Origin of the sequence: Marinobacter sp. SBS5, assembly GCF_048285575.1 — a bacterium.
Classification (GTDB): Bacteria; Pseudomonadota; Gammaproteobacteria; order Pseudomonadales; family Oleiphilaceae; genus Marinobacter.
In genome coordinates, this window is sequence record NZ_JBLWAZ010000001.1 from 12693 (window position 1) to 33464 (window position 20772).

The 20772-nt window shown below is 53.3% G+C and carries 18 protein-coding genes; 12 read left to right on the forward strand and 6 right to left on the reverse strand.

The genetic code is table 11. The annotated features are described in order from the left end of the window. Window positions 1–32 precede the first annotated feature (32 nt). Window positions 33–434 carry a hypothetical protein gene (locus ACNQ6O_RS00115; RefSeq protein ID WP_418051233.1) on the forward strand — a complete coding sequence of 134 codons (402 nt, stop codon included), beginning with the start codon at window positions 33–35 and terminating at the stop codon, window positions 432–434. A gap of 56 nt (window positions 435–490) precedes the next feature. Beyond that, window positions 491–802: a hypothetical protein gene (locus ACNQ6O_RS00120; RefSeq protein ID WP_418051234.1), complete on the forward strand. Its 312-nt coding sequence runs from the start codon at window positions 491–493 to the stop codon at window positions 800–802. Window positions 803–894: 92 nt separating this feature from the next. On the opposite strand, the gene ACNQ6O_RS00125 is transcribed toward ACNQ6O_RS00120, so the two are convergent. Beyond that, window positions 895–1437, reverse strand: a complete 543-nt coding sequence (locus tag ACNQ6O_RS00125) for a carboxymuconolactone decarboxylase family protein (RefSeq protein WP_418051235.1) — start codon at window positions 1435–1437, stop codon at window positions 895–897. A gap of 112 nt (window positions 1438–1549) precedes the next feature. On the opposite strand from ACNQ6O_RS00125, the gene ACNQ6O_RS00130 reads away from it, so the two are divergent. Together ACNQ6O_RS00130 and ACNQ6O_RS00135 are read left to right on the forward strand one after the other, a co-directional pair. Beyond that, window positions 1550–2137 (forward strand): TetR/AcrR family transcriptional regulator, encoded by a 588-nt coding sequence (locus tag ACNQ6O_RS00130; RefSeq protein ID WP_418051236.1) that lies wholly within the window; start codon window positions 1550–1552, stop codon window positions 2135–2137. A gap of 56 nt (window positions 2138–2193) precedes the next feature. Continuing rightward, window positions 2194–3072, forward strand: a complete 879-nt coding sequence (locus tag ACNQ6O_RS00135; RefSeq protein ID WP_418051237.1) for a DMT family transporter — start codon at window positions 2194–2196, stop codon at window positions 3070–3072. 70 nt (window positions 3073–3142) lie between these two features. Here ACNQ6O_RS00135 and ACNQ6O_RS00140 read toward each other — a convergent pair whose 3' ends face one another. Next, on the reverse strand, window positions 3143–5140 hold the full coding sequence (locus ACNQ6O_RS00140; protein ID WP_418051238.1) for a putative bifunctional diguanylate cyclase/phosphodiesterase: 1998 nt from the start codon (window positions 5138–5140) through the stop codon (window positions 3143–3145). Window positions 5141–5326: 186 nt separating this feature from the next. Here ACNQ6O_RS00140 and ACNQ6O_RS00145 point away from each other — a divergent pair, with 186 nt between their 5' ends. Next, window positions 5327–5986, forward strand: a complete 660-nt coding sequence (locus ACNQ6O_RS00145) for a glutathione S-transferase (RefSeq protein WP_323750420.1) — start codon at window positions 5327–5329, stop codon at window positions 5984–5986. Further along, window positions 5983–7020, forward strand: coding sequence for an NAD(P)H-dependent flavin oxidoreductase (locus tag ACNQ6O_RS00150; RefSeq protein ID WP_418051239.1), 1038 nt, complete (start codon window positions 5983–5985; stop codon window positions 7018–7020). Before ACNQ6O_RS00145 ends, ACNQ6O_RS00150 begins: the two co-directional genes overlap by 4 nt. Window positions 7021–7102: 82 nt before the next feature. Here ACNQ6O_RS00150 and ACNQ6O_RS00155 read toward each other — a convergent pair whose 3' ends face one another. Then, a complete protein-coding gene (locus tag ACNQ6O_RS00155) occupies window positions 7103–8587 on the reverse strand; it encodes a ShlB/FhaC/HecB family hemolysin secretion/activation protein (RefSeq protein ID WP_418051240.1) in 1485 nt (494 codons plus the stop codon). 170 nt (window positions 8588–8757) lie between these two features. On the opposite strand from ACNQ6O_RS00155, the gene ACNQ6O_RS00160 reads away from it, so the two are divergent. The 5 genes from ACNQ6O_RS00160 (at window position 8758) to ACNQ6O_RS00180 (ending at window position 16849) form a co-directional block, all read left to right on the forward strand. Then, a complete protein-coding gene (locus ACNQ6O_RS00160) occupies window positions 8758–9840 on the forward strand; it encodes a hypothetical protein (protein ID WP_418051241.1) in 1083 nt (360 codons plus the stop codon). Further along, the gene (locus ACNQ6O_RS00165) at window positions 9837–12632 is read left to right on the forward strand and encodes an EAL domain-containing protein (protein WP_418051242.1); all 2796 of its coding nucleotides are present in this window, start codon (window positions 9837–9839) and stop codon (window positions 12630–12632) included. The genes ACNQ6O_RS00160 and ACNQ6O_RS00165 overlap by 4 nt, the downstream gene beginning before the upstream one ends. Window positions 12633–12852: 220 nt before the next feature. After that, entirely contained in the window at window positions 12853–13416 is a 564-nt protein-coding gene (ahpC, locus tag ACNQ6O_RS00170; protein ID WP_418051243.1) for an alkyl hydroperoxide reductase subunit C, read from the forward strand. Between the two features lie 229 nt (window positions 13417–13645). After that, window positions 13646–15211, forward strand: a complete 1566-nt coding sequence (gene ahpF, locus ACNQ6O_RS00175) for an alkyl hydroperoxide reductase subunit F (RefSeq protein WP_418051244.1) — start codon at window positions 13646–13648, stop codon at window positions 15209–15211. A 186-nt stretch (window positions 15212–15397) separates the two neighbouring features. Further along, entirely contained in the window at window positions 15398–16849 is a 1452-nt protein-coding gene (locus ACNQ6O_RS00180) for a flavin-containing monooxygenase (RefSeq protein WP_418051245.1), read from the forward strand. An 11-nt stretch (window positions 16850–16860) separates the two neighbouring features. Here the strand turns inward: ACNQ6O_RS00180 and ACNQ6O_RS00185 are convergent, their stop codons facing one another. After that, window positions 16861–17676 carry a prolipoprotein diacylglyceryl transferase family protein gene (locus ACNQ6O_RS00185; protein WP_418051246.1) on the reverse strand — a complete coding sequence of 272 codons (816 nt, stop codon included), beginning with the start codon at window positions 17674–17676 and terminating at the stop codon, window positions 16861–16863. A 346-nt stretch (window positions 17677–18022) separates the two neighbouring features. Here ACNQ6O_RS00185 and ACNQ6O_RS00190 point away from each other — a divergent pair, with 346 nt between their 5' ends. After that, window positions 18023–19324 carry a DEAD/DEAH box helicase gene (locus tag ACNQ6O_RS00190; RefSeq protein WP_418051247.1) on the forward strand — a complete coding sequence of 434 codons (1302 nt, stop codon included), beginning with the start codon at window positions 18023–18025 and terminating at the stop codon, window positions 19322–19324. Between the two features lie 80 nt (window positions 19325–19404). Here the strand turns inward: ACNQ6O_RS00190 and ACNQ6O_RS00195 are convergent, their stop codons facing one another. After that, entirely contained in the window at window positions 19405–20067 is a 663-nt protein-coding gene (locus ACNQ6O_RS00195; RefSeq protein WP_418051248.1) for an OmpW/AlkL family protein, read from the reverse strand. 160 nt (window positions 20068–20227) lie between these two features. Continuing rightward, window positions 20228–20692 carry a winged helix-turn-helix transcriptional regulator gene (locus tag ACNQ6O_RS00200; protein WP_418051249.1) on the reverse strand — a complete coding sequence of 155 codons (465 nt, stop codon included), beginning with the start codon at window positions 20690–20692 and terminating at the stop codon, window positions 20228–20230. Window positions 20693–20772 lie beyond the last annotated feature (80 nt).

The window sequence follows — 20772 nt, forward strand, 5'->3', positions numbered from 1 at the left end:
TGCCTGACAAGGCCCCAAAATCAGGTCAATACATGAACAAAATCGCTTACCTGTTGTTAGTATCCTGCCTTCTTCAGGGTTGCGCTGGAACAAGATACAGCTATACCAGCTTGATCGAAGAGAATAACAATACCTCCGTGTTGCGCCTGAAGAAGGGCGACACCGCTGAACTTTTAGCGATTGGCAATGGGTTTCCCGGGTGGTGGGGGTATTATCCGGGAGTGATTTCATCCGAGCCAGAAATAGCCAGTGTTGACTGTGAAAATGCGAGAAGCGCGATCCCCTTTCGTGAACCCGGGGTCCTGTTTGGTGGAGAAACTTGCAATTTGACGGCCCACGAGAAGGGTAAAGCCACGCTCTATTTCGGCAACAAATACGCTCTCGCGGTCGACAGCTACGACGAAAAATATGACGTGATTATTGTTGAGGATTAATGCGAATGCTGCGTTGCGATCACCCGGCAAAAATCGGGTTTTAAATTGAGATGCCTATGAGAAAAATCACCCTGTTCGTCGTGATTATGTTGTTGCCACTAACGTCAGTGGCCGCATTAGCGCCCGAATATCAAAATGAGAGAGATTTTGAGGTGTTGGTTAACTTCGCCAGAAGTCATGGGAAAGTTATGGCTACTTTGAAATCGATCGACTTTGAAAAGTTCATTGTGCGCTTTGACAATGACTGCGAAGCCCTATTCGAGAGAAGAGTAACACTAAGGATGCCGGGGTGGGTCGGGCCCGCAGCGCCGCTTGAGTTCAAGTCGTCGACATGTAGTCTGGATGAAACCGAAACGGAGCAAAACTGAAGCGAGATGTGCGGAGTTAACATCCTGTTTCCCGGCTAACGAAAAATGAAAAAGGCAGCCTGAGCTGCCTTTTTCACGATACAAAACTGCATTTATTTTACGTATTTTTTAAATGCCGAATCTACTGGCGTATCAGCAAGGTGATTCGTATAGTTGCTCATTACTTTTTGAGATAAGCCTACAATGATTTCGAGTAGTTGCTGCTTTCCATAACCCGCTGCAAAAAACTTCTCAATTTGCTCATCACTGATAACACCGCGCTCACGTGTCATTGCTAGCGTCGTTTCACGTAGTGTTTCTAGCTTAGGATCTGCAAGTGGTGTTTTGTTTACAAGAGCATCAACAATATCTTGGTCGACCTTCATTGCTGCTGCAATACCGCTGTGTGCAGGAACACAGTAATGACAATTGTGTTCTACGTTAATGGATTGCCATACCACGGTTAGCTCTTCAGCATTAAATGATGTCTTTTGAAACAAATCATGCAGTACTTGGTAACCTTTAAGCAATGTGGGTGCTTCAGCCATGACTGCATGAAGGTTAGGGATCATACCAAATCCGGCGATGGAATCCGCGAGTAACGGCTTTGCTTCTTCCGGTGCGTTTTCTTTGGTGTATAGAGTAAATTCTGCCATTAGTAGCTCCTAACAATTAACAGTTCTGAGTGACTTCAGTACGCACGATAGTTGATTTTGAGCGATCGCTCAAGTTAAAGTTGAGCAATCGTTCATTTTGGTTGAAAATGCTATGGCGAATAAGGTCAAGTTTGAGCGCGAGAACGTTGTGCGCGTTGCGAGCGAGCTGTTTTGGAAAAAGGGTTTTCATGCCACATCCACGCGTGATTTACAGGAAGCGGTGAACATGCGCCCGGGCAGCATTTACTCTGCATTTGGCTCGAAAGAAGGGCTGTACAGCGAATCACTGAAAGATTACACCGTACAAATGAAAGCCAAAATAGAAGGTTTTTTATCAGACTCCGATACGGTGCTTGGCGGATTACGTGCGTTTGTAGAAAGTGTTTTAATTAAAGAAAAGGATTGCAGTCCAAGTGCCATTTGCATGTTGGTTAAAGCAAATGGTGAATTTGCAGATAGGGACTCAAGCTTATACGAGTTAGGTTTGTATTTGTCTGCTCAGTTTGAAAACTATTTGTCGATATTGTTTGAGAAAGCTAAAAGCAATGGAGAGTTAAATAAAAATATTACCGGGCTTGAATATGCCCGATTTTTCCAAGTTCAATTTACAGGTTTGCGTAGTTACTTTAATCGCCCTGGTGTAGAGCAATTGGCTCAGCCCATGATCAGTCAAATGTTTGTGCTAATAAAATCATTATGAAATTAGTTTAAATGTGACTGTTAAATGGTTTTAGGTGAAGGTGGAATGTTTATCTAATGAATGACAATACTATAAAAATCATTGTATGCACCATTTTCGCGCTTTTAGCCTTTGCTGGAAATTCAGTGCTTTGCCGATTAGCCTTGGGTGAAAAGTCGATTGACGCTGCAAGCTTTACGATCATACGGCTGCTATCTGGAATCTTCATTTTAATGATCGCAGTTGCAATGACGAGAAAAACGAAAAACACCCAATCTACAGGTAGTTGGCTGGGCGCAAGCATGTTGTTTGTTTACGCCGTGGCTTTTTCGTATGGATACATTTCTTTAGACACAGGAACCGGCGCGCTCATCTTGTTTGCTGCTGTTCAGATCACCATGATTGCCGTTAGTGTGGTATTAGGGAACAGGCTGCATTATGCCGAGTGGTTGGGCGTATTCATTGCGTTTTCAGGTTTTGTTTATTTGATCATACCCAGCGTCACCACTCCATCATTAATGGGCTTCATTCTTATGACGGTTTCGGGTATGGCGTGGGGGTTTTATACACTGATCGGAAGGTCTTCCACACAACCCCTTGCCGACACAGCTTATAATTTTTTACGAACCTCCCCATTTGTTCTTGTTTTACTTATTTTCACTTTACAGGACGCCAATCTATCTCAGGAGGGCGTCCTATTGGCGGTATTATCTGGCGCGATTGCTTCTGGCGTTGGGTACGCGGTTTGGTATATCGCCCTTAAAGGGCTTTCTGTAACACAGGCAGCTGTTGTTCAGTTGTTTGTTCCGATAGTTGCAGCGATAGGGGGTGTAATATTTACCAATGAATTGATTACTCTGCGCTTGGTAGAGTCATCAGCTTTAGTTCTTGGTGGTATTCTAACGGTCATCTTGGGTAGAAACTATTTTGTATCGCGGACATCAAAAACAGGATAACAAACCAAAACGCATGGAGAAGTTTTCCGGGCTGCCTGGATAGGCTGCAAACCCGTCGCGACGCGGGGCTTTAAGTAACGCTAACGGACAGTCTTTTTTCCAGCGACTCAAGATCGGGTTCGTGCCCGTAATTCTTGATCCAGGAGAAGAATTCGTCTTCTTTCATGGGCCGGGCGAAGTAATAGCCCTGTATCAACTGGCAACCAAAGTCTCGCAGTAGTTCGCATTGGGCTTTGGTTTCTACGCCCTCCGCGACCAGATCCACACCCATTAACAACGCGCCTTGGATAATCGCTTTGACTATCGTTGCCTGTTTTTGATCGGTGGTTATAGCGTCAACAAAGCTCTTGTCGAGTTTCAGTGTGTGATGGGGCAGTTGGCTGATCGTGGCCAGCGAAGAATAGCCGGTGCCGAAGTCATCCAGCGCTACTTTAGCGCCAAGTTCGATCAGCTCTTTGACGGCTTTGATAACCCTTGCCGAATCTTCCATAAACACGCTTTCGGTGATTTCGATTTCCAGAGTACAGCCGCTGCCCTCCAGTTTTTTCAGAGCACGAGCCACGGTTGGAATCAGTTCCGGGTCGGTGAACTGGAGAACGGAGACATTCACTGCCATGCAAAAGCCCGAGGGCATGTCTTGCTTTAACAACAAGCGTGTCGCCTCGTTGATGACCCACCGGCCAAGCACAATGATTTCCCCCGTCGATTCTGCCAGAGGAATGAAGTCCGCCGGGCTGACAAAGCCTAGCTCCGGGTGCATCCATCGCAACAGTGCTTCCGCACTCGTGACTTGCCCTGACGCCAGTATCACCTTGGGTTGCAGGGCGAGAAACAGCTCGTCGCGCTCGGTAACTTCGACTAGTTCCCGACGAAGAATAGCTTGCCGCTTTACGTTTTCCTGCAATTTCGAATCATGCATTCGAAAGGAATTACCAAGCGTTTTTGCGGCTTCGCGCATCGATAGCAGAGCGTTTTCGATCACGTGGGCGCTGTCGTCAAGGTGCGAGTGCCAGCCGGCAACCCCGAGGGAACAAGTAAATGTCAGTGGCTGGTTTTGCCAGCAGAATGGTGATTTGAAGAGTTTAAACAGCTGGCTGACGGTCTCCTCGATCTCCAGACCAGACTCCATTCCTTCATACAGAATCAGGAAGCAGTCCGAATCACCTCGGGCCGCCAGTTGTCGAAGCGCCTCGGGATGGTTTAGCTGACCAGCCAGATCTTGCAGAATGAAATCCGCTGCGTGCCGTCCAAACGAAGGGGTCACGTCGGAAAATCGGTCAATACTCAGGGCGATGATGTAGAAGGGGGTTGCGGGCGCTACATAGTTTTGCTGCAGGTAGTGTTCAAACCAGCGGCGGTTACCCAGTCCTGTTTGCGGATCGGTGTCCCTTTCACGCCGGAGTTCGCGTTCAATGCTGGCGATGTTGACCCGCGCTTTGATCAGCTCGTTTTGTTCATTGATCGCGCGGCGTCTGGCTTGTGAAAGGCGATGGCCACTTAACAGGCAGAGTAGGGCGCCGGTGCCGAAGGTGGCAAGAAGCCAGAACTGTGAAGCAATAGGCTGGCTGAATTGTTTGATGAGCAGAACGGTAAGCGTAGGGACGGCGATGGCCAGCACACTCAAGAGCGCCGAAGGGTAGTCGTTGCTGTATGCAGACACGGGCATGGCTAGGACGGAGAACAGCAGTAGGGCCAAGGCGAGGGTTTGCCACGGGTCCAGTTGCCAGATCAGCAGGGGCCCTAGCGCCGCCCAGCCACCAGCAATTAGGAAGGCCATCACGCGATTACGCGGTGCCCAGCGTTTGGTGGCTTCGTAAGACAGCTCTGGCCCGGCCTCACGGAGTAGCCTCCATTGGAGTGTGTAGAGGCAAAACATAACGCCGAGCCAAATGACCAAGAATAAATGAAGATGGTTGGCGGCGGTTTTCTCCCAGAAAACCAGCAATACCAGAACCGCAGCGCTTGTCCCCAAGTACTCATAGCCGCGGAGCTCTGTGTACAATTGTTGGGTGAGCTCGGGTTGCTGGCGTTGGATAGCCCAACTTGGAAGCAGTCCCTTTATGACCATGTATCTGCTGCTCATTCCGTTGTTAACGTTTGGTTTTGTACTGAGTATAGGAAACTGGGGCGTTATCGCTGTTTTTTGCGACGAGATCAAGATCGGTTACCTTGATCTGAAAAAACGCTGCTCTCTATAATGAGCGCCCAACTTAATTTAGCTAGGTAGCGCATTATTACCACATCACAGAATCGCTTGTACTCTTTCCGTCGCTGTCCCTACGCCATGCGCGCCCGGCTCGGTATTGTGTTTGCTGGGTTAGCGGTCGAGTTGCGGGAGATCGTGCTGAAAAACAAGCCGGCGCAGATGCTGGCTATCAGCCCCAAAGGCACGGTGCCCGTTCTGGAGCTGGTTGAGGGTGGTGGCGCCAAAAGGCGTGTGATCGAGGAAAGCCGGGATATTCTCGAATGGGCACTGGAGCAAAACGACCCGCTCGGTTTGCTAAACACCGATTTGGTTCGTGCGAATGCTTTGATTGAACGTAACGATCACGAATTCAAGCACTGGCTGGATCGTTATAAATACGCGGATCGCCATCCCGAACAAAGCCAACTGGAGTATCGGCAACAGGGCGAAGCCTTTTTGCAGGAGCTGGAGATGTTGTTAACCCGCAACACCTATTTGCTGGGCCCCCGCGTTAGCATTGCCGATATTGGCGTCATGCCTTTTGTACGCCAGTTCGCCCATGTTGATCGTGAGGTGTTCTACAGCTTGCCCTATCCGAATCTCCAGCAGTGGCTGAGGGATTGGCTGGAACACCCGGTGTTTCAGCAGATCATGGTCAAATATCAACCGTGGCAGGAAGGCGATGACATTGTGGTCTTTCCGCAACCAACTGAAAGAGGCGCTCTATGAACATTCAGGAACTTCTAGGTATAGAGCTTCCCATCATCCAGGCGCCAATGGCGGGCGTGCAGGGTAGCGAACTTGCAATCGCGGTATCTGAGGCCGGTGGCTTGGGGTCACTCCCGTGCGGCATGCTCAGTCTTGATGCCATGCGCAAGGAATTGGCAGCGATCAAGGCGCAGACAAGCCGGCCCTTCAACGTTAATTTCTTCTGTCATACGCAACCCGAGCCGGATGCGGAACAGGATGCGGCATGGAAAGCCGCCCTGTTGCCCTATTATCAGGAATTGTGCATCGACGAAAACGCCGTTACCGGTGGGGCTGGGCGTTTGCCGTTTGGTGCGGAAGCCGCGGACGTGTTGGCGGAATTCGAACCCGCCGTGGTCAGTTTTCACTACGGCCTGCCTGCGCAGGATTTGCTGGACCGCGTGCGCGGCTGGGGCGCGAAAATCCTCTCTACGGCGACCACGGTGGAGGAGGCGCGCTGGCTCGAAGCGAACGGAGTAGATGCGATTATCGCGCAAGGTTTGGAAGCCGGAGGGCATCGCGGGATTTTCCTGTCTGAGGATCTCAACACCCAGCTAGGGACCTTTGCGTTGCTGCCACAGGTTGTTCAGGCGGTGAAGGTACCGGTTATTGCGGCCGGAGGCATCGCCGATGCCAAAGCGGTGGCTGCGGCTATGGCCTTGGGTGCTGCTGGCGTGCAAGCGGGCACGGCTTACCTGTTGTGCCCGGAAGCGAATACGAGTGCCGTTCACCGGGCGACGATCAAGAGCGATTCAGCGGCGGTGACCGCGCTGACCAATGTGTTCTCCGGGCGGCCGGCTCGGGGCATTGTGAACCGCGTTATGAAAGAGCTTGGGCCTATAAGCCCGGTTGCGCCGGCGTTTCCGCTAGCCTCGGCTGCATTGGCTCCTCTGCGAGCTAAAGCGGAACAAAAAAATTGTGGTGATTTCTCGCCGCTATGGGCGGGCCAGAATGTCAGTGGGTGCAAGGAAATTTCAGCCGCTGATCTAACTCAGGAGTTGGCAACGGGCGTATAGAGCGCATCGTTGCGCCAATGCGATCCCCAAGCTTTGCACGGCGCCCTCTTCACAAGCAGCGCCTTGCGCACGCCGTAATTGTTTAAAAGTAGGTGGTGAGGCGGCCCGTCATGCGAAGGTCGTTGTCTTTGTATGTCGAGGCGGCAGTCAGCGGCTGGCCTACTTCGATATAGGCGGATACCTTGCGGTTCAGAAAGCGAAGCCCGGCGCCCGTGGCGGCACCGGATTCGCGATCACCGCTTTGGTTTTGGTAGGCACGGGCTACGCCATAGTAGACGTATGGCACCCAGCGCGTGCCAGGTGTCCACCGTTCACTGCTGAAGCCGCGTCGTAATTCCAGCTTGGAGCCCAGCCCGGAGTCACCGCTGAATTCTCCGGGCTCATAGGCCAGTGCGATGTTACTGCCACCGATAGAGAACCGTTGAGAGTAGGGCAGGTTATCGCTGGAATATTGGCCGGACAGGTCAAGTTTCAGGGAGAATTCAGCAGGCAATTCCTGCCAAAGCGTGTAGAAAGCTTGGAGAATCTGGAAGTTGAGATCCAGCGCGTCGTTCGTTTGGGAACCACTGCGCCTTGCGCCGAAGTTATCCACACCCACTCGGCCCGATACGCCGAATCTCGATAATCGGTTCTTATTTTTTGCATAGGCAAGTGTGCCTAAACTGGCCATACGCAGTTGCTCGTCCACTTCGGTATCGGTTCTGTATTCGCGAGTGTAATCCCGCAGTATCAGGCTGCTGTCGAGGCTCAGTGTGAAGGTGGTGGAGTCCAACAGCCGATGACGCCACAAAAGCTGGGACCAGATTCGCTTGTACACTCTGTCAGGCTGGGTTGGTTGGTTTTGCGGAACGGCCCGTGAACTGCTGACGTCGGCATAAACGGTATCCGTGTCGGTCGGGTTATAAGACAAGCCCGCGCCGAGGTTGCGGTACCCACTGGATTCAAGGGTGTGAAGGCCGAACAGGTAAATCTCACTAATCCCAGCTCCTAAACCTGTGACACGGACGTTTCCGGCGACCATGTGCTTCCCTAGGGTTTGACTGCCCTCGGCGCTGTAGGTGAGTTCGCCATGAACTTGTGGCTTCAGGATGTAGGCGATTCGGTGGTGGCCCGGTGACGTTTCTTCAATGGCCGTTTTAAGCCCTACACCGATCGCTTGCTCGAGCGCTCGGGTAAACCGGTTAATGTCGTGGTGCGAAATTGGAGCTCGTTCCCGCAAGGGTGCCAGGCGTGTACGGACCTGCCCCCGTTGATCAAGCGTGCCACCGCTTAGTTGAACGTCGACTATTTTCGGTTCCGTGACACTGACGACGAGGATGTGAGCGCTATCGGGGTGTGAATCGATCACCACGGCAGGGGGGAGGAATCCTTGATCGAGGTAGTGGTCGCGCACGCGAGTGTGCAGCCGCGATCGTTGCTGTGAATCGGTCGGCTGGCCCAGGCTGTCGGAGTAGACCGAGAGTAATTGAGGTGGGCTAAAGGTGGTGACACCTTTGAAAATAACCGCACCTAAAATTGGCGCCTCTGCCGAAGCGTGAGATACGGGCAGGAAGAGCGCCAAGATCAAGATGAGAACGTGTCTGACCTTTTGTCGCAATTGTTACGCGTCCATAAATTTTACAGCCAATGAGTTTGGGTCTTTAATGTATTTTACTGAATGATAGTTAGGAAAATCCCCTCCAAGCATAGAACAGTATCAGCCGTTTCAGTACCGCGACTGAGAAAATGGGAGAAGTTATGCGTACCCTTTTCAGTCATACCAAGAGCAAAGCTTGTCGATTCCTTGTGGGCGTGTCCCTTTTGTTACTCGCCACCTTATCCATGGCCTTGGAGCCCGTTCGTCTTGAGTCAGTCTCCGGCCAGGTCCAGTACCGGGTGAATGATCATGATCCCTGGAAACCAGCTGAAAAGGGATTGTCTGTCCAGGCGCCGGTCGAGTTTCAGGCTCTGGCGGATGGTTCTGCGCTGTTGAGCCAGGCAGGCTCCGAATTCGAGCTGAAAGGTGGCGCTCGCATTGCGCTGCACGCAAACCCGTCTGAGCCGGACGGGCTGGTTAACCGCATAAAACAATGGTTCGGAACGGTGTTTTATCGAATTGAACGCCAGCCGGATGAGTTTAGCGTAGAGACACCGTTTCTGGTTTCTACCGTAAAAGGCACCCGTTTTGTGATCGTGACGACCGAAACGTCGTCTTTGGTCACGTTAACCGAGGGAGCCCTCGAAGTCCTCGATATTGCCAGCGAGCAAACTCAGATGATGGCGCCCGGTGATGTGGTGGGTGTGGGTGAGGTGCAGGCAGGCATTCAAACGTTCCAGCAGTCCGAGCAGAAAAATAAGGCTGCGGCAGGCGAGAGCACCAGTAGTGCTAAGCCGGTGGTCGTCCAGGAGCCAGCCAGATTCGAAGATCAGCTCGAAGAGCTGGTTGAGCTGGGTAGTGTGCCGATGATGGGCTCCCGTGGTGATGATGCGGGTGGCGGTTTGTCGGAAAATTCGGATGCTGAAATGGGCCAGGGTGAGCGGGACATGCCGGGTGATGGTTTAGGCCTCGATGCGGGCATCAGCGTGGGTGGTGCTCTTGATTTGGGGCTTGGCTTGGGTGTGGGCGACGGGCTAGGCGTGGATCTCGATGTGGGGGGAGAGAATCTCCTTGATCTGGATGTTGGTCTGGACCTGGGCCTCGAAGACGGCCCGGCCTTCATCGACAATGACGATGGTCATGATTTCGATGTCGACGATGGCTTTGATCAGGACCAAGATGATGGCCAGGACGACAATGGTTTGCTTGAGAATGTTCTGAAGCCTCTGAATTCGATGCTATGAGTTCTGTAAGGAGTGATATTTTCAGCCGACTTCGTTCGGCCCTGAAGGTTGTTCTTGCAGCCTTTTTGGCTCTTGCCATTTTCCTTCTGCTGCTTTGGCCAGGCATGCTGGAGCGCCCGGAAACCGGGCTGCGAGACCGGATTATCAGTCATCTGATGACGGAGCAGCCGAGCAATCTGCTGATTCTGGAGATTGATTCCGCCAGTATTGAGGCGGTGGGGCAGTGGCCTTGGCCCCGAAGTGTATACGCAACGGCAATAAACCAGCTTGCGGACGCAGGTATTCGCTCGCTGATGATTGATGTGGATTTCAGTGCAGAATCCAGTCTGGGTGGGGGGGCGCAACTGGAGCAAGCCGTCTCAGCCATTGGACAAACCGTGCCCACCTTTTTACCGGTGTTTGTTCAACGGCGTAGCCAGACCGAAGCCGAGCTGATGATTCGCCGGCCAAAGCCCGAATTGGCTGAAAGCGTTGAGTTGGTCTCCGTGAACATGCATCCCTCGGGCGATGGTTTGGTGCGCGCTCTCCCTGTCGGATTCCGTTGGCAAGAGGACTTCTATCGCGGCGCCTGGAGTGCGTTGGCAGGACAGGCGGACTATGGAACCTGGGTGGATTACACCATTGCTCCAGAGTCTTTTCGTTATGTCCGTTTTATAGATCTGTTAGAAGGTCGGGTACCGGAGGACGTTCTGCGTGGCAGGGATGTCTTGATTGGTTCCACCGCCATTGAGTTGGGCGACAATCTGGCAACACCGATTCATCAGGTGCTTCCGGGCGTGGTGATTCAAGCGTTGGGGGCCCAAACTCTGCGTAATGGAGGCTTGTTTGCCCTTTCGCCGTTGGCGGCGTTTCTCATTTTTGCTTTGGTGTTCCTGGCGGCCGCGCTAGTCTTCAGTCGCTGTAACTGGCGGCGCGGTCTGTTGACCTTGGGGTTGGCCATCGGTGTTTGGCTAGGTGTCTTTGTTTGGGCCTACGTTGACATGCACCTGTTGCTGGATGTGTTCAAGCCTGTTTTGTTAGTTGCGTTGGTGTATGTGGCGGTTAATCTTGCCCGGCTTGATACCGTTATGTTGGAACGGTTCTGGTTGCAAGTGAGCCTGCGAGATAACGAAGCACTGCTAAACCGAATTGTGGCGACCACCAACGATTATATTTTGTGCGTGGATCGCAATGGTCGGATTACCAAGGCGAATCAGGCCATCCAGACTCTGTGCGACCTCTCTGAAAGCGAGCTGGAAAGCGCTGCCCTGGACGAAATTATGCCCGATGCCCGGCATGGGGTGATTACGTTGCCAGATCAGCCGTTCGATACTCATCTGGTAACCCGAAGCGGGCACCACATACCGGCTCAGGCGACGGTTAGCCGGGTGGCCGTGTCTGGGGATGCGATTTTCACGGTGGTGCTTCGGGATTTGAGTGAGCGGGTCGAGCGGGAGCGGGAACTGGAATACCGCGCCAGCTACGACGCACTGACCGGCCTGTTAAACCGCTCGGCTTTCTTTGACAAGGTTAATGAATCGCTCAAGGATAGCCCCGCGGGGTGCCTGATTTGTCTTAATATTGATTATTTCCGGGAAGTGAACGACACCTACGGCCATTCGGCGGGTGATGAGCTGCTAACCGTGATCGCCGAACGCATCACCGGTTATGTCGCTAACTTGGGTTATTGCGCGCGCATAGACGGCGACGGTTTTGCCTTGTGGTTGCCGGGCCTGCGTTTTACGTCGGGGGGATCGCAGTTCTGCGAGAGCCTGCTGGAGCATCTCGAGCGACCACTTCCGCTGTCCCTTGCTGCGGGAGCATCTGTGGAGGTGTCGGCAACCGCGGGGGCGGCGGAATATTGCAGTAAAGAATACGGTGAGGATAAGGCCGGTGATGACCGCTCTTCGACACCCGCTGAAATTATGCTGCGTCAGGCCACAGACGCCATGCGCTTGGGTAAACAGGAAGGCCTCGCGGTGCGGTGCTATAGCCAACTTGACCGACAGGCGGCCTTGCAGCGATTGAAACTGGTGCCGGCGATACGAACGCACATTAATAACAACGCCTTTAATTTGGTGTATCAACCAAAGCTGGACCTCAATACGCTGACGCCGATGGGCTGTGAAGCACTGTTGAGGTGGCCGAAAAGTGCCCGGGAATCCATACCGGTCACCCAGTTGATAGAGGTGGCGGAGAATTCGAGGCAAATTGTGCCGTTAACCCGCTGGGTGGTGGAAACCTTGCTAGCCCAAGAAGCCGAGTGGGAAAAAGCCGGTCGCCCACGACACCTGGCACTCAATTTGTCTCCGCGCTTGTTTAAGGACCGAGTGTTCTTTGATGGCCTGAAAGATCTGCTGCGCTCCAGCGGCGGTTATTTCGACATTGAGTGTGAAATAACGGAAACGGCGTTATTGGACAACGAAGGCTTCGCACAGGCGATGGTCAGTGAATTGGTGGAATGCGGTGCCACCATTGCGATTGACGATTTCGGCACCGGATATTCATCGCTGGCGTATCTGCAGAGTTTGCGGGCATCGGTTCTAAAGATCGACAAATCGTTCGTATCACACATTCAGGATTTCCCGAATAATCAGGTGATTGTGCGCTCAACCATTAACATGGCTCATAATCTCGGTATGACCGTTGTGGCCGAGGGCGTGGAGACGTCCGAAGACGAGCGGTTCCTGAGGGAGAGTCGATGTGATCTGGTGCAGGGGTATCTGTACGCGCAGCCGATGGCATTGCCGGATTTTGACCGTTGGCTGGCGGACCGCAAGCACGCCCAAACCAGGCGTATGGCCTCCTCCTGACTAAGTGCTGCAGCTAATCAGCGAGTCTAGTGGTTACTATCCCTATTGCGAATATTTGCGAAGCTCCTACCATAGATGATCACGCTGACGTTGGATCAGGAGATAGGTCAAGCCTATCTTGATCTTTTGAATAATCAATTTTACTAAAGGTGTCTCGTTGCCTAGTCTAGGCACCGTAGATTCATTAACATGCACGTGTACCAACAGGAGAAATTCTGAGATGGGAATTATTAACAGCGAAATCAAACCGTTTAACGCAACCGCTTTCAAGCGTGGCGAGTTTGTAGAAATCTCTGAAGCCGACGTGAAAGGCAAGTGGGCGATCTTTTTCTTCTACCCAGCTGACTTCACCTTCGTTTGCCCGACTGAGCTGGGCGACGTTGCAGACAAGTACGAAGAACTGCAGAAGCTGGGCGTAGAAGTGTTCTCCGTGTCTACTGACACCCACTTCACCCACAAAGCATGGCACGACGCTTCTGAAACTATCGGTAAGATCAACTACTACATGGTTGGCGACCAGAACGGCAGCATCACCAACAACTTCGGTGTGATGCGTGAAGGCCAAGGCCTTGCAGACCGCGCCACCTTCCTGATCGATCCGGATGGAATCATCCAGGCTATGGAAATCACTGCTGAAGGTATCGGCCGTGACGCAGACGACCTGATGCGCAAAGTAAAAGCCGCTCAGTACGTTCGCAACAATCCTGGCGAAGTTTGCCCGGCTAAGTGGAAAGAAGGTGAAGCTACTCTGGCTCCGTCTTTGGATCTGGTTGGCAAGATCTAAGTTTTGCCTTAACGGTAAAGCTAACGAAAAGGCCCGCCTCGCGGGCCTTTTTTATTGGGAATTTGGCAAGCACTGGCCTGAACTATAGTTATAGGGATTTACTATCAAATGCTTTCGGCTAATCAATTTGAGCTTTTAATAGTGAGTCTTTATCTTAGATGCATATTCAGTTTGCGACCGTTAATCACGCAAACACCTGATTTCACCTGAGTTGAGGGGAAGAACACATATGTTAGACGCCAATATCAAGCAACAGTTGAACGCCTACATGGACAAGCTGCAACAGCCGATTGAATTGGTGGCAGCGTATGACGACAGCGACAAGTCGCAGGAGCTGAGAGAGCTGCTGGAAGAGCTTGCGAGCATGTCAGACAAGATCAGCCTGCGGGATGAAGAGTCTGCGGATGTGCGTCGCCCGTCTTTTGCCATCAACCGGGTTGGCACCGATGTGAGTGTTCGGTTTGCCGGTATTCCGATGGGCCACGAGTTCACGTCTTTGGTACTGGCGCTGTTGCAGGTGGGCGGTCACCCGTCCAAAGCTTCACAGGATTTGATCGAGCAGATCCAGGAACTGGATGGTGAATTCGAGTTCGAAACCTACTTCTCGCTGTCGTGTCAGAACTGTCCTGACGTGGTGCAGGCGTTGAACCTGATCAGCGTTCTGAACCCGAAGGTTAAGCACACCTCCATCGACGGCGCCCTGTTCCAGGACGAAGTCGAGCAGCGTGAAGTGATGGCGGTGCCTAGTGTGTACCTGAACGGCCAGCCTTGGGGTCAGGGCCGCATGACGTTGGAAGAGATCGTAGCCAAGTTGGACACCAACGCAGGCGCGAAAGAAGCCGAGAAGCTGAACCAGAAAGAGGCCTTCGATGTATTGGTCATCGGTGGTGGCCCCGCCGGTTCTGCGGCGGCGATCTACGCGGCCCGTAAAGGCATTTCCACGGGTCTGGCTGCTGAGCGTTTCGGTGGCCAAGTGGGCGACACCATGTCCATCGAAAACCTGATTTCTGTGCCTTACACCGAAGGCCCGAAGCTGGTGTCTGCTATGGAGCAGCACGTTAACGAATACGACGTAGACGTGATGAACCTGCAGCGTGCAGAAAAGCTGATTCCGGCCGAGAACAGGGGCGGTTTGCACGAAGTACGCTTGGCGAACGGCGCCTCATTGAAGTCCAGAACGGTGATTCTGTCCACCGGTGCTCGCTGGCGCCAGATGGGCGTGCCGGGTGAGGAAGAGTACCGTAACAAGGGTGTGGCTTACTGCCCGCACTGTGACGGCCCTCTGTTCAAAGGCAAGCGCGTAGCGGTTATCGGTGGCGGTAACTCCGGTGTGGAAGCGGCCATCGATCTGGCGGGTATTGTCGGCCACGTAACCCTGATCGAGTTCGGTGAGCAGATGCGTGCGGACGAAGTGCTGCAGAAAAAACTGCGCAGCCTGAAGAATGTCGACATCGTTACCTCTGGCCAGACCACAGAGATCGTGGGTGAAAACGGCAAGGTGAGCGGCCTGAACTATAAGGATCGCACCACCGGTGAGGAGCACCACGTAGAGCTGGAAGGCGTGTTCGTTCAGATCGGGCTCGTGCCGAACACCGAGTGGCTGAAGGGCGACATCGAATTGAGCCAGCACGGTGAAGTGATCATCAACGAGCGCAACGAAACCTCGATTCCGGGCGTGTTCGCTGCCGGAGATGCCACCACGGTGCCTTACAAGCAGATTGTCATCTCGATGGGCGAGGGCTCCAAGGCGTCTCTGAGTGCCTTTGACTTCTTGATCCGCAACTCGGCAGAGTAGGTTTACGCAAGCCTGAAAGCTTCAGGCTGACCCCTGAAACCGGTACCCGCAGGATGCGGCTACCGGTTTTTTTATTAGTGACTTGTTTTACTGCCCCAGGAGCGTTTCAGGCCAATCGAAGAGCAGAACAAAGCAAGTAGTGTTGGAGGGCCCAGATAACAAAACAACGATAGGGAGCCAACACGAATGGGTGAGCAACATTATGATGTCCTGATCATCGGTGCAGGGGTTTCAGGCATTGGCATGGCGTGCCATCTCAAGAAATCGTGCCCGAATAAACGATTTGCCATTTTGGAGCGCCGCCAATCGCTCGGCGGCACCTGGGATCTGTTTCGTTATCCTGGCATTCGTTCTGATTCGGATATGTTCACTTTTGGCTATAAATTCCGGCCTTGGTCCGGGGGCAAGGTGCTGGCGGATGGAGCCTCGATCAAACAGTATTTGGCCGATACCGCCCGTGAGAAGGGTGTGGATAACCATATTCACTATGGCTTGGCGGTAAAAACCGCTAATTGGTCCAGTGCCCATAAGTGCTGGACGCTACGCGCCGAAAATGAACAAACGGGTGAAACCGAAACCTGGACCGCCGACTTCCTGGTGAGCTGCACCGGTTATTACAATTATGACCAAGGCTATAAGCCGGATTTTCCGGGCGAGGCCGATTTCAAAGGCCAGGTGGTGCACCCGCAGCATTGGCCTGAAAACCTGGATTACACCGGCAAAAAGGTGGTGGTGATTGGCAGTGGAGCCACCGCGATTACCTTAGTGCCTACCATGGCGGAAGGCGCCGCCCATGTGACCATGCTTCAGCGCTCGCCGTCTTATCTGATGCCTCTGCCGTCGACAGATGGGGTCACCCTTGCAATGCAAAAGGTGCTGCCTGCGAAACTGTCGTACAAGTTGACCCGCTCCCGAAACCTCTTTATCTCACGACAGTTGTACAAACGCTCCCGTAAAAGCCCGAGAGCCATGCGGCGGTTTCTCTTATGGGTTGTGAAACGCGAACTGAAGGGCAAAGCGGATATGCGCCATTTCACTCCTAACTACAACCCTTGGGATCAGCGCTTGTGTGTGGTGAAGGATGGCGATTTGTTCAAGGCCCTCAAAGCAGGCAAGGCGTCTATTAAGACCGACCACGTTGACCGCTTCACGGAAACCGGCATCCTCCTGAAATCGGGAGAAGCGCTGGCCGCAGACATCATCATTCCTGCAACCGGGCTGAACCTTCAGATGCTGGGCGGTATCAAGCCTACGGTGGATGGTCAGGACGTTGAGCTCAAAGACCGGGTGCTCTACAAAAGCGTGATGGTGGAAGGGGTGCCCAATGCTGGTGTGATCATTGGTTACACCAACGCCTCCTGGACTCTAAAAGTTGATATCGCGTGCGAATACCTGTGCCGACTACTCAATCACATGGACCGGGCGAACTGCAAGATGGCGGTGCCATCGGGTGCGGAGAATAGTCGAAGTGAGGAGACCATGATGGACTCGTTGGGCGCCGGCTATGTGAAGCGTGCTGCCGACCAATTGCCCCGCCAGGGTACCTATGGTCCCTGGCTAACGGTTCAGGATTATCAGCGGGACACCCGGGTGTTGTGCTCAGATGCAGTTGACGATGGCTACCTGAAGTTCAGCTGATTAACCGCTCCCTAGGGAACGCTATCAAAGCGCTCAAGGCTTCGGGCCAAACTGGCGTGTGAGAGTTCACCCAAGTGGGTATCGACCAAGTTGCCTTGAGCGTTGTAGAACAGGGTTGTGGGTAAGCCGTAGCTGCCGACAACCCGACCGAACTGGCCTTGGCGATCGCTGAGTACATGGCTGAGGTTCAGATTCTGTTCCATCAAGAACTTGCGAATGGTTTCCGGGTGCTCACCCTGATTGGCAAACACGAAATTGATGCCCGGGTGGCGCTGTTGGGCCTCTTCCAGCACCGGCATTTCGCGAATGCAGGGTGGGCACCAGGTGGCCCAGAGGTTCACCACCGTGGGGCGGTTCTGGGCGATGGCTTCCAGGCTGACCGGCTTCTCGCTGAGGTCCGTTAGCGCCACTTCGGGTAAGCCCTGGGTTTGCTGATTGATCAGGCCGATCACCCCGGTGGTAAAGCCCCAGGTAATTAGTCCCGCCGCCATGGCAGAGCCCAGCGCACGACGCATAGCAGCGTGTTTCCACATCAGGTAAGCCGTGAAGGCCAGCGCCGCAATAACGCCGGTGACCATATCAAAGCCGCCATCACGAATATCGATAATGCCCCACAAGTCATTCTGGTAGTGCTCGAAGTAGCGAATCACAAAACCGACCCGAGCACTGACCATGGCCACCAGAAAAATATCGGCCAGGGTACCGGACACCGGGGTTTGCCGTTTACGGCCGGTCAGAGCGCCGACAATTAGAGCGACCATGAAGGCCAGTACCAGAAGCAGGTGCCCGATTGAGAGGCTAAGGGGGCCGATTCCAACGCTGAGCATGTGGTCTCCAATTTCCGTGTGCAGGGTAAGAGGTTGTGGCTGTTACTGACCGGAGACCGTTTCGGGAGTTCCGTGACGGTGGAAAGATAGGATGGCTGCTAATGATAACCACCTATGGCTATTTAACAGGTGCTCTGTTACCGTGCTTGCATCCTGCCTCTAGGGATTCCGCAGTTTTTGGCTTTAAGCCGCTTTGCGAACTATCCATACGACCTGTCAGAGGACGTCACCCCATTATCGGCGCGTGACCGTAGTCGTCTAATATCCCATGAATTTTCATGGCATCTGCCCGCATTCGCCTACGACGGTGTTCGTGGAGGCAGAATTAATCAAGAGTACATCGTTTATGAGTTTTTCTTCTCTCGGTTTGTCCGAGCAGCTGGTTCGTGCCACTTCCGATCAGGGTTATGAAACCCCGTCTCCCATTCAGCTACAAGCGATTCCTGCGGTTCTCTCTGGTAAAGATGTGATGGCTGCGGCCCAGACCGGTACTGGTAAAACGGCCGGCTTTACTTTGCCCCTGTTGCAGCGCTTGTCTGAAAACCCGCGCACTGGCAAAGGCCCCCGCGCGCTGATTCTAACGCCTACTCGGGAGCTGGCAGCACAGGTTCACGACAGCGTGAACCTTTACAGCAAATACGTTCCTACCAAAGCCGCTGTGGTGTTTGGTGGTGTAAAAATTAATCCGCAGATGATGAAGTTGCGCAAAGGTCTGGACGTTCTGGTGGCGACACCGGGCCGTTTGATGGATCTGTACCAGCAGAACGCTGTGCGCTTCAACGAAGTGGAAATTCTGGTGTTGGACGAAGCCGACCGGATGCTGGACATGGGCTTCATCCGCGACATTCGCAAGATTCTTGCGCTGTTGCCGGCCAAACGTCAGAACCTGCTGTTCTCTGCGACTTTCTCGAACGAGATCCGCGGTTTGGCCGAAGGCCTGCTGGATAACCCGGTACAGGTGGAAGTGGCAGCGCGTAACACCTCTGCGGCAAGCATCGTGCAGTCGGTTTACCCAGTGGATCAGAGCCAGAAAACGGCTTTGTTGAGCAAGCTGGTGCGTGACAACGCGTGGGAGCAAGTATTGGTGTTTACTCGCACCAAGCACGGCGCCAACCGCTTGACCCAGAAGCTGGAAAAAGACGGCATTACCGCTGCCGCTATTCACGGCAACAAGTCTCAGGGTGCCCGTACTCGCGCACTGGCAGACTTCAAAGCTGGTGAAGTGCGAGTGCTGGTGGCGACCGACATTGCTGCTCGTGGCCTGGATATTAAGCAGCTGCCGCAGGTGGTGAACTTTGAACTGCCGAACGTGCCGGAAGACTACGTGCACCGCATCGGTCGTACTGGCCGCGCCGGCGAAAGTGGTCATGCGTTGTCATTGGTGAGTGCTGATGAAGGTAAGATGCTGGCGGGCATTGAGCGGCTGATTAAAAAGCAGTTGCCGCGCAAGGAAGTGGAAGGCTTTGAGCCTAAAAACAACCTTCCGCTTAAGCCGAAAGCCAAGGCTGATCCGAGCAAGGCTCGCAGCCGTCGTCCACAGGGTGGTAACGGCAAGAGCTTCGGGCCTAAGCCAGCCGGTCGCAGTGGCGGTCGCCAGGGCCAAGGGCAGGGCAGAAGTGGTCGCCCAGCTCAGCGCCAGAGCGCGTAAGCTGAACCGGTTTTCCGGGCATTAAAAAAGCGGGGCTGAAAAGTCCCGCTTTTTTCTTCGCGCTGAAAAAGTAGCCTGAATCAGAACTTGTAGGTGAAACCGACCATGTAGACCATGGGGTCGATCTCGACTTCGAATTTGTCAGTTTTCGTGCCGTCAGCAAGCGTTACCTGCGCATCGGTATTGATGTCAGCCCACCACACGGCGGCGTTCAGGCCGAATTCCTCATTCAGCATGTAGTCCACGCCAAATTCAACCGCGACACCCACACTGTCATCCAGATCCAGTTCACCCAGCACCGTTTTTTCTTCGAAGAAGGTCGTGTAGTTCACGCCGACCCCTGCATAGGGCTGGACAGCGGATGAGCTTTTCATCGGGTAGTACTGCAGCGTCAGCGTAGGTGGCAAATGTTTGGTTTCACCAATATCACCCAAGGCCGCAATATCACCGGCGCCACTGATGTTGTGTTTGAAAGGCGTCGCTGCCAGTAGTCCTAAGCCAAGATTGCTGGTGAGCATGTAGGTGCCACGAAGCCCCAGCTGTGTGTTGGCATCGACCGCGACACGCGCATCTGAGCCCAATGCTGCGACAGAGCCAACGGTAATTAGTTCGCTGGAATCATCCGGTGACACATGTATAGCACCGGCACGCAGAACAACATCACCCGCTTCGAACGCCTGAGCGGCCGGTGCAACGGCCATGACGGCAGCTGCCAGAACACCTAGTTTGAAACCACGAGACATAACCATCTCCAAAATTGAGCCATTAATTGATGACTCCAATTTACCGGTGATGGCGTGTGTGTTTTTGATTTAGCGCAAAAAACTCAAAGCGGGGGGAAGGCGAGGAACGAGGTATTGATATAGCTCAAAAAGCCATACGGCATGTGGCATTCCACACTATTCAGCCAGTATCTTTTGTTGCCTTCAGGTCTTTCGCCACCAGTACATCACGAATGCTTAAGGGCTCGCCCTCGTTGTTTTGCACCGTGACTGGCTGGATAGGCTGACCGGTTGCACGGTCACGCAGGTCAAGTTGCTCGCCATCGGGTGCTGGATTCCACTTGTCGCCCCACTGGCGCAGGGCAACGACCACCGGAAACAGGTCCCGGCCTTTCTCTGTTAGCCGGTATTCAAAGCGGGAGCCGTGTTCACCGACTTCCACTTTACGCAGCACTTCGTTATCTACCAGTTTGCCTAAGCGGTCACACAGGATGTTTTTCGCAATCCCCAGCTGTTGCTGAAAATCCACGAACCGGCGGGTGCCGTACATAGCGTGCAGCACAATCAGCAGGGACCACCAGTCGCCCACTTCATTGAGTGCGCGGGCAACGGAGCAATTGGAGTCATCAAAACGTTTTCTGGCCATGTAGGTGAGTGTACCGAATAGGGTTGCATAATGAAACCAATTTGAATAGGGTTGCGTTAAGAAACCAAATTAACGAGGTT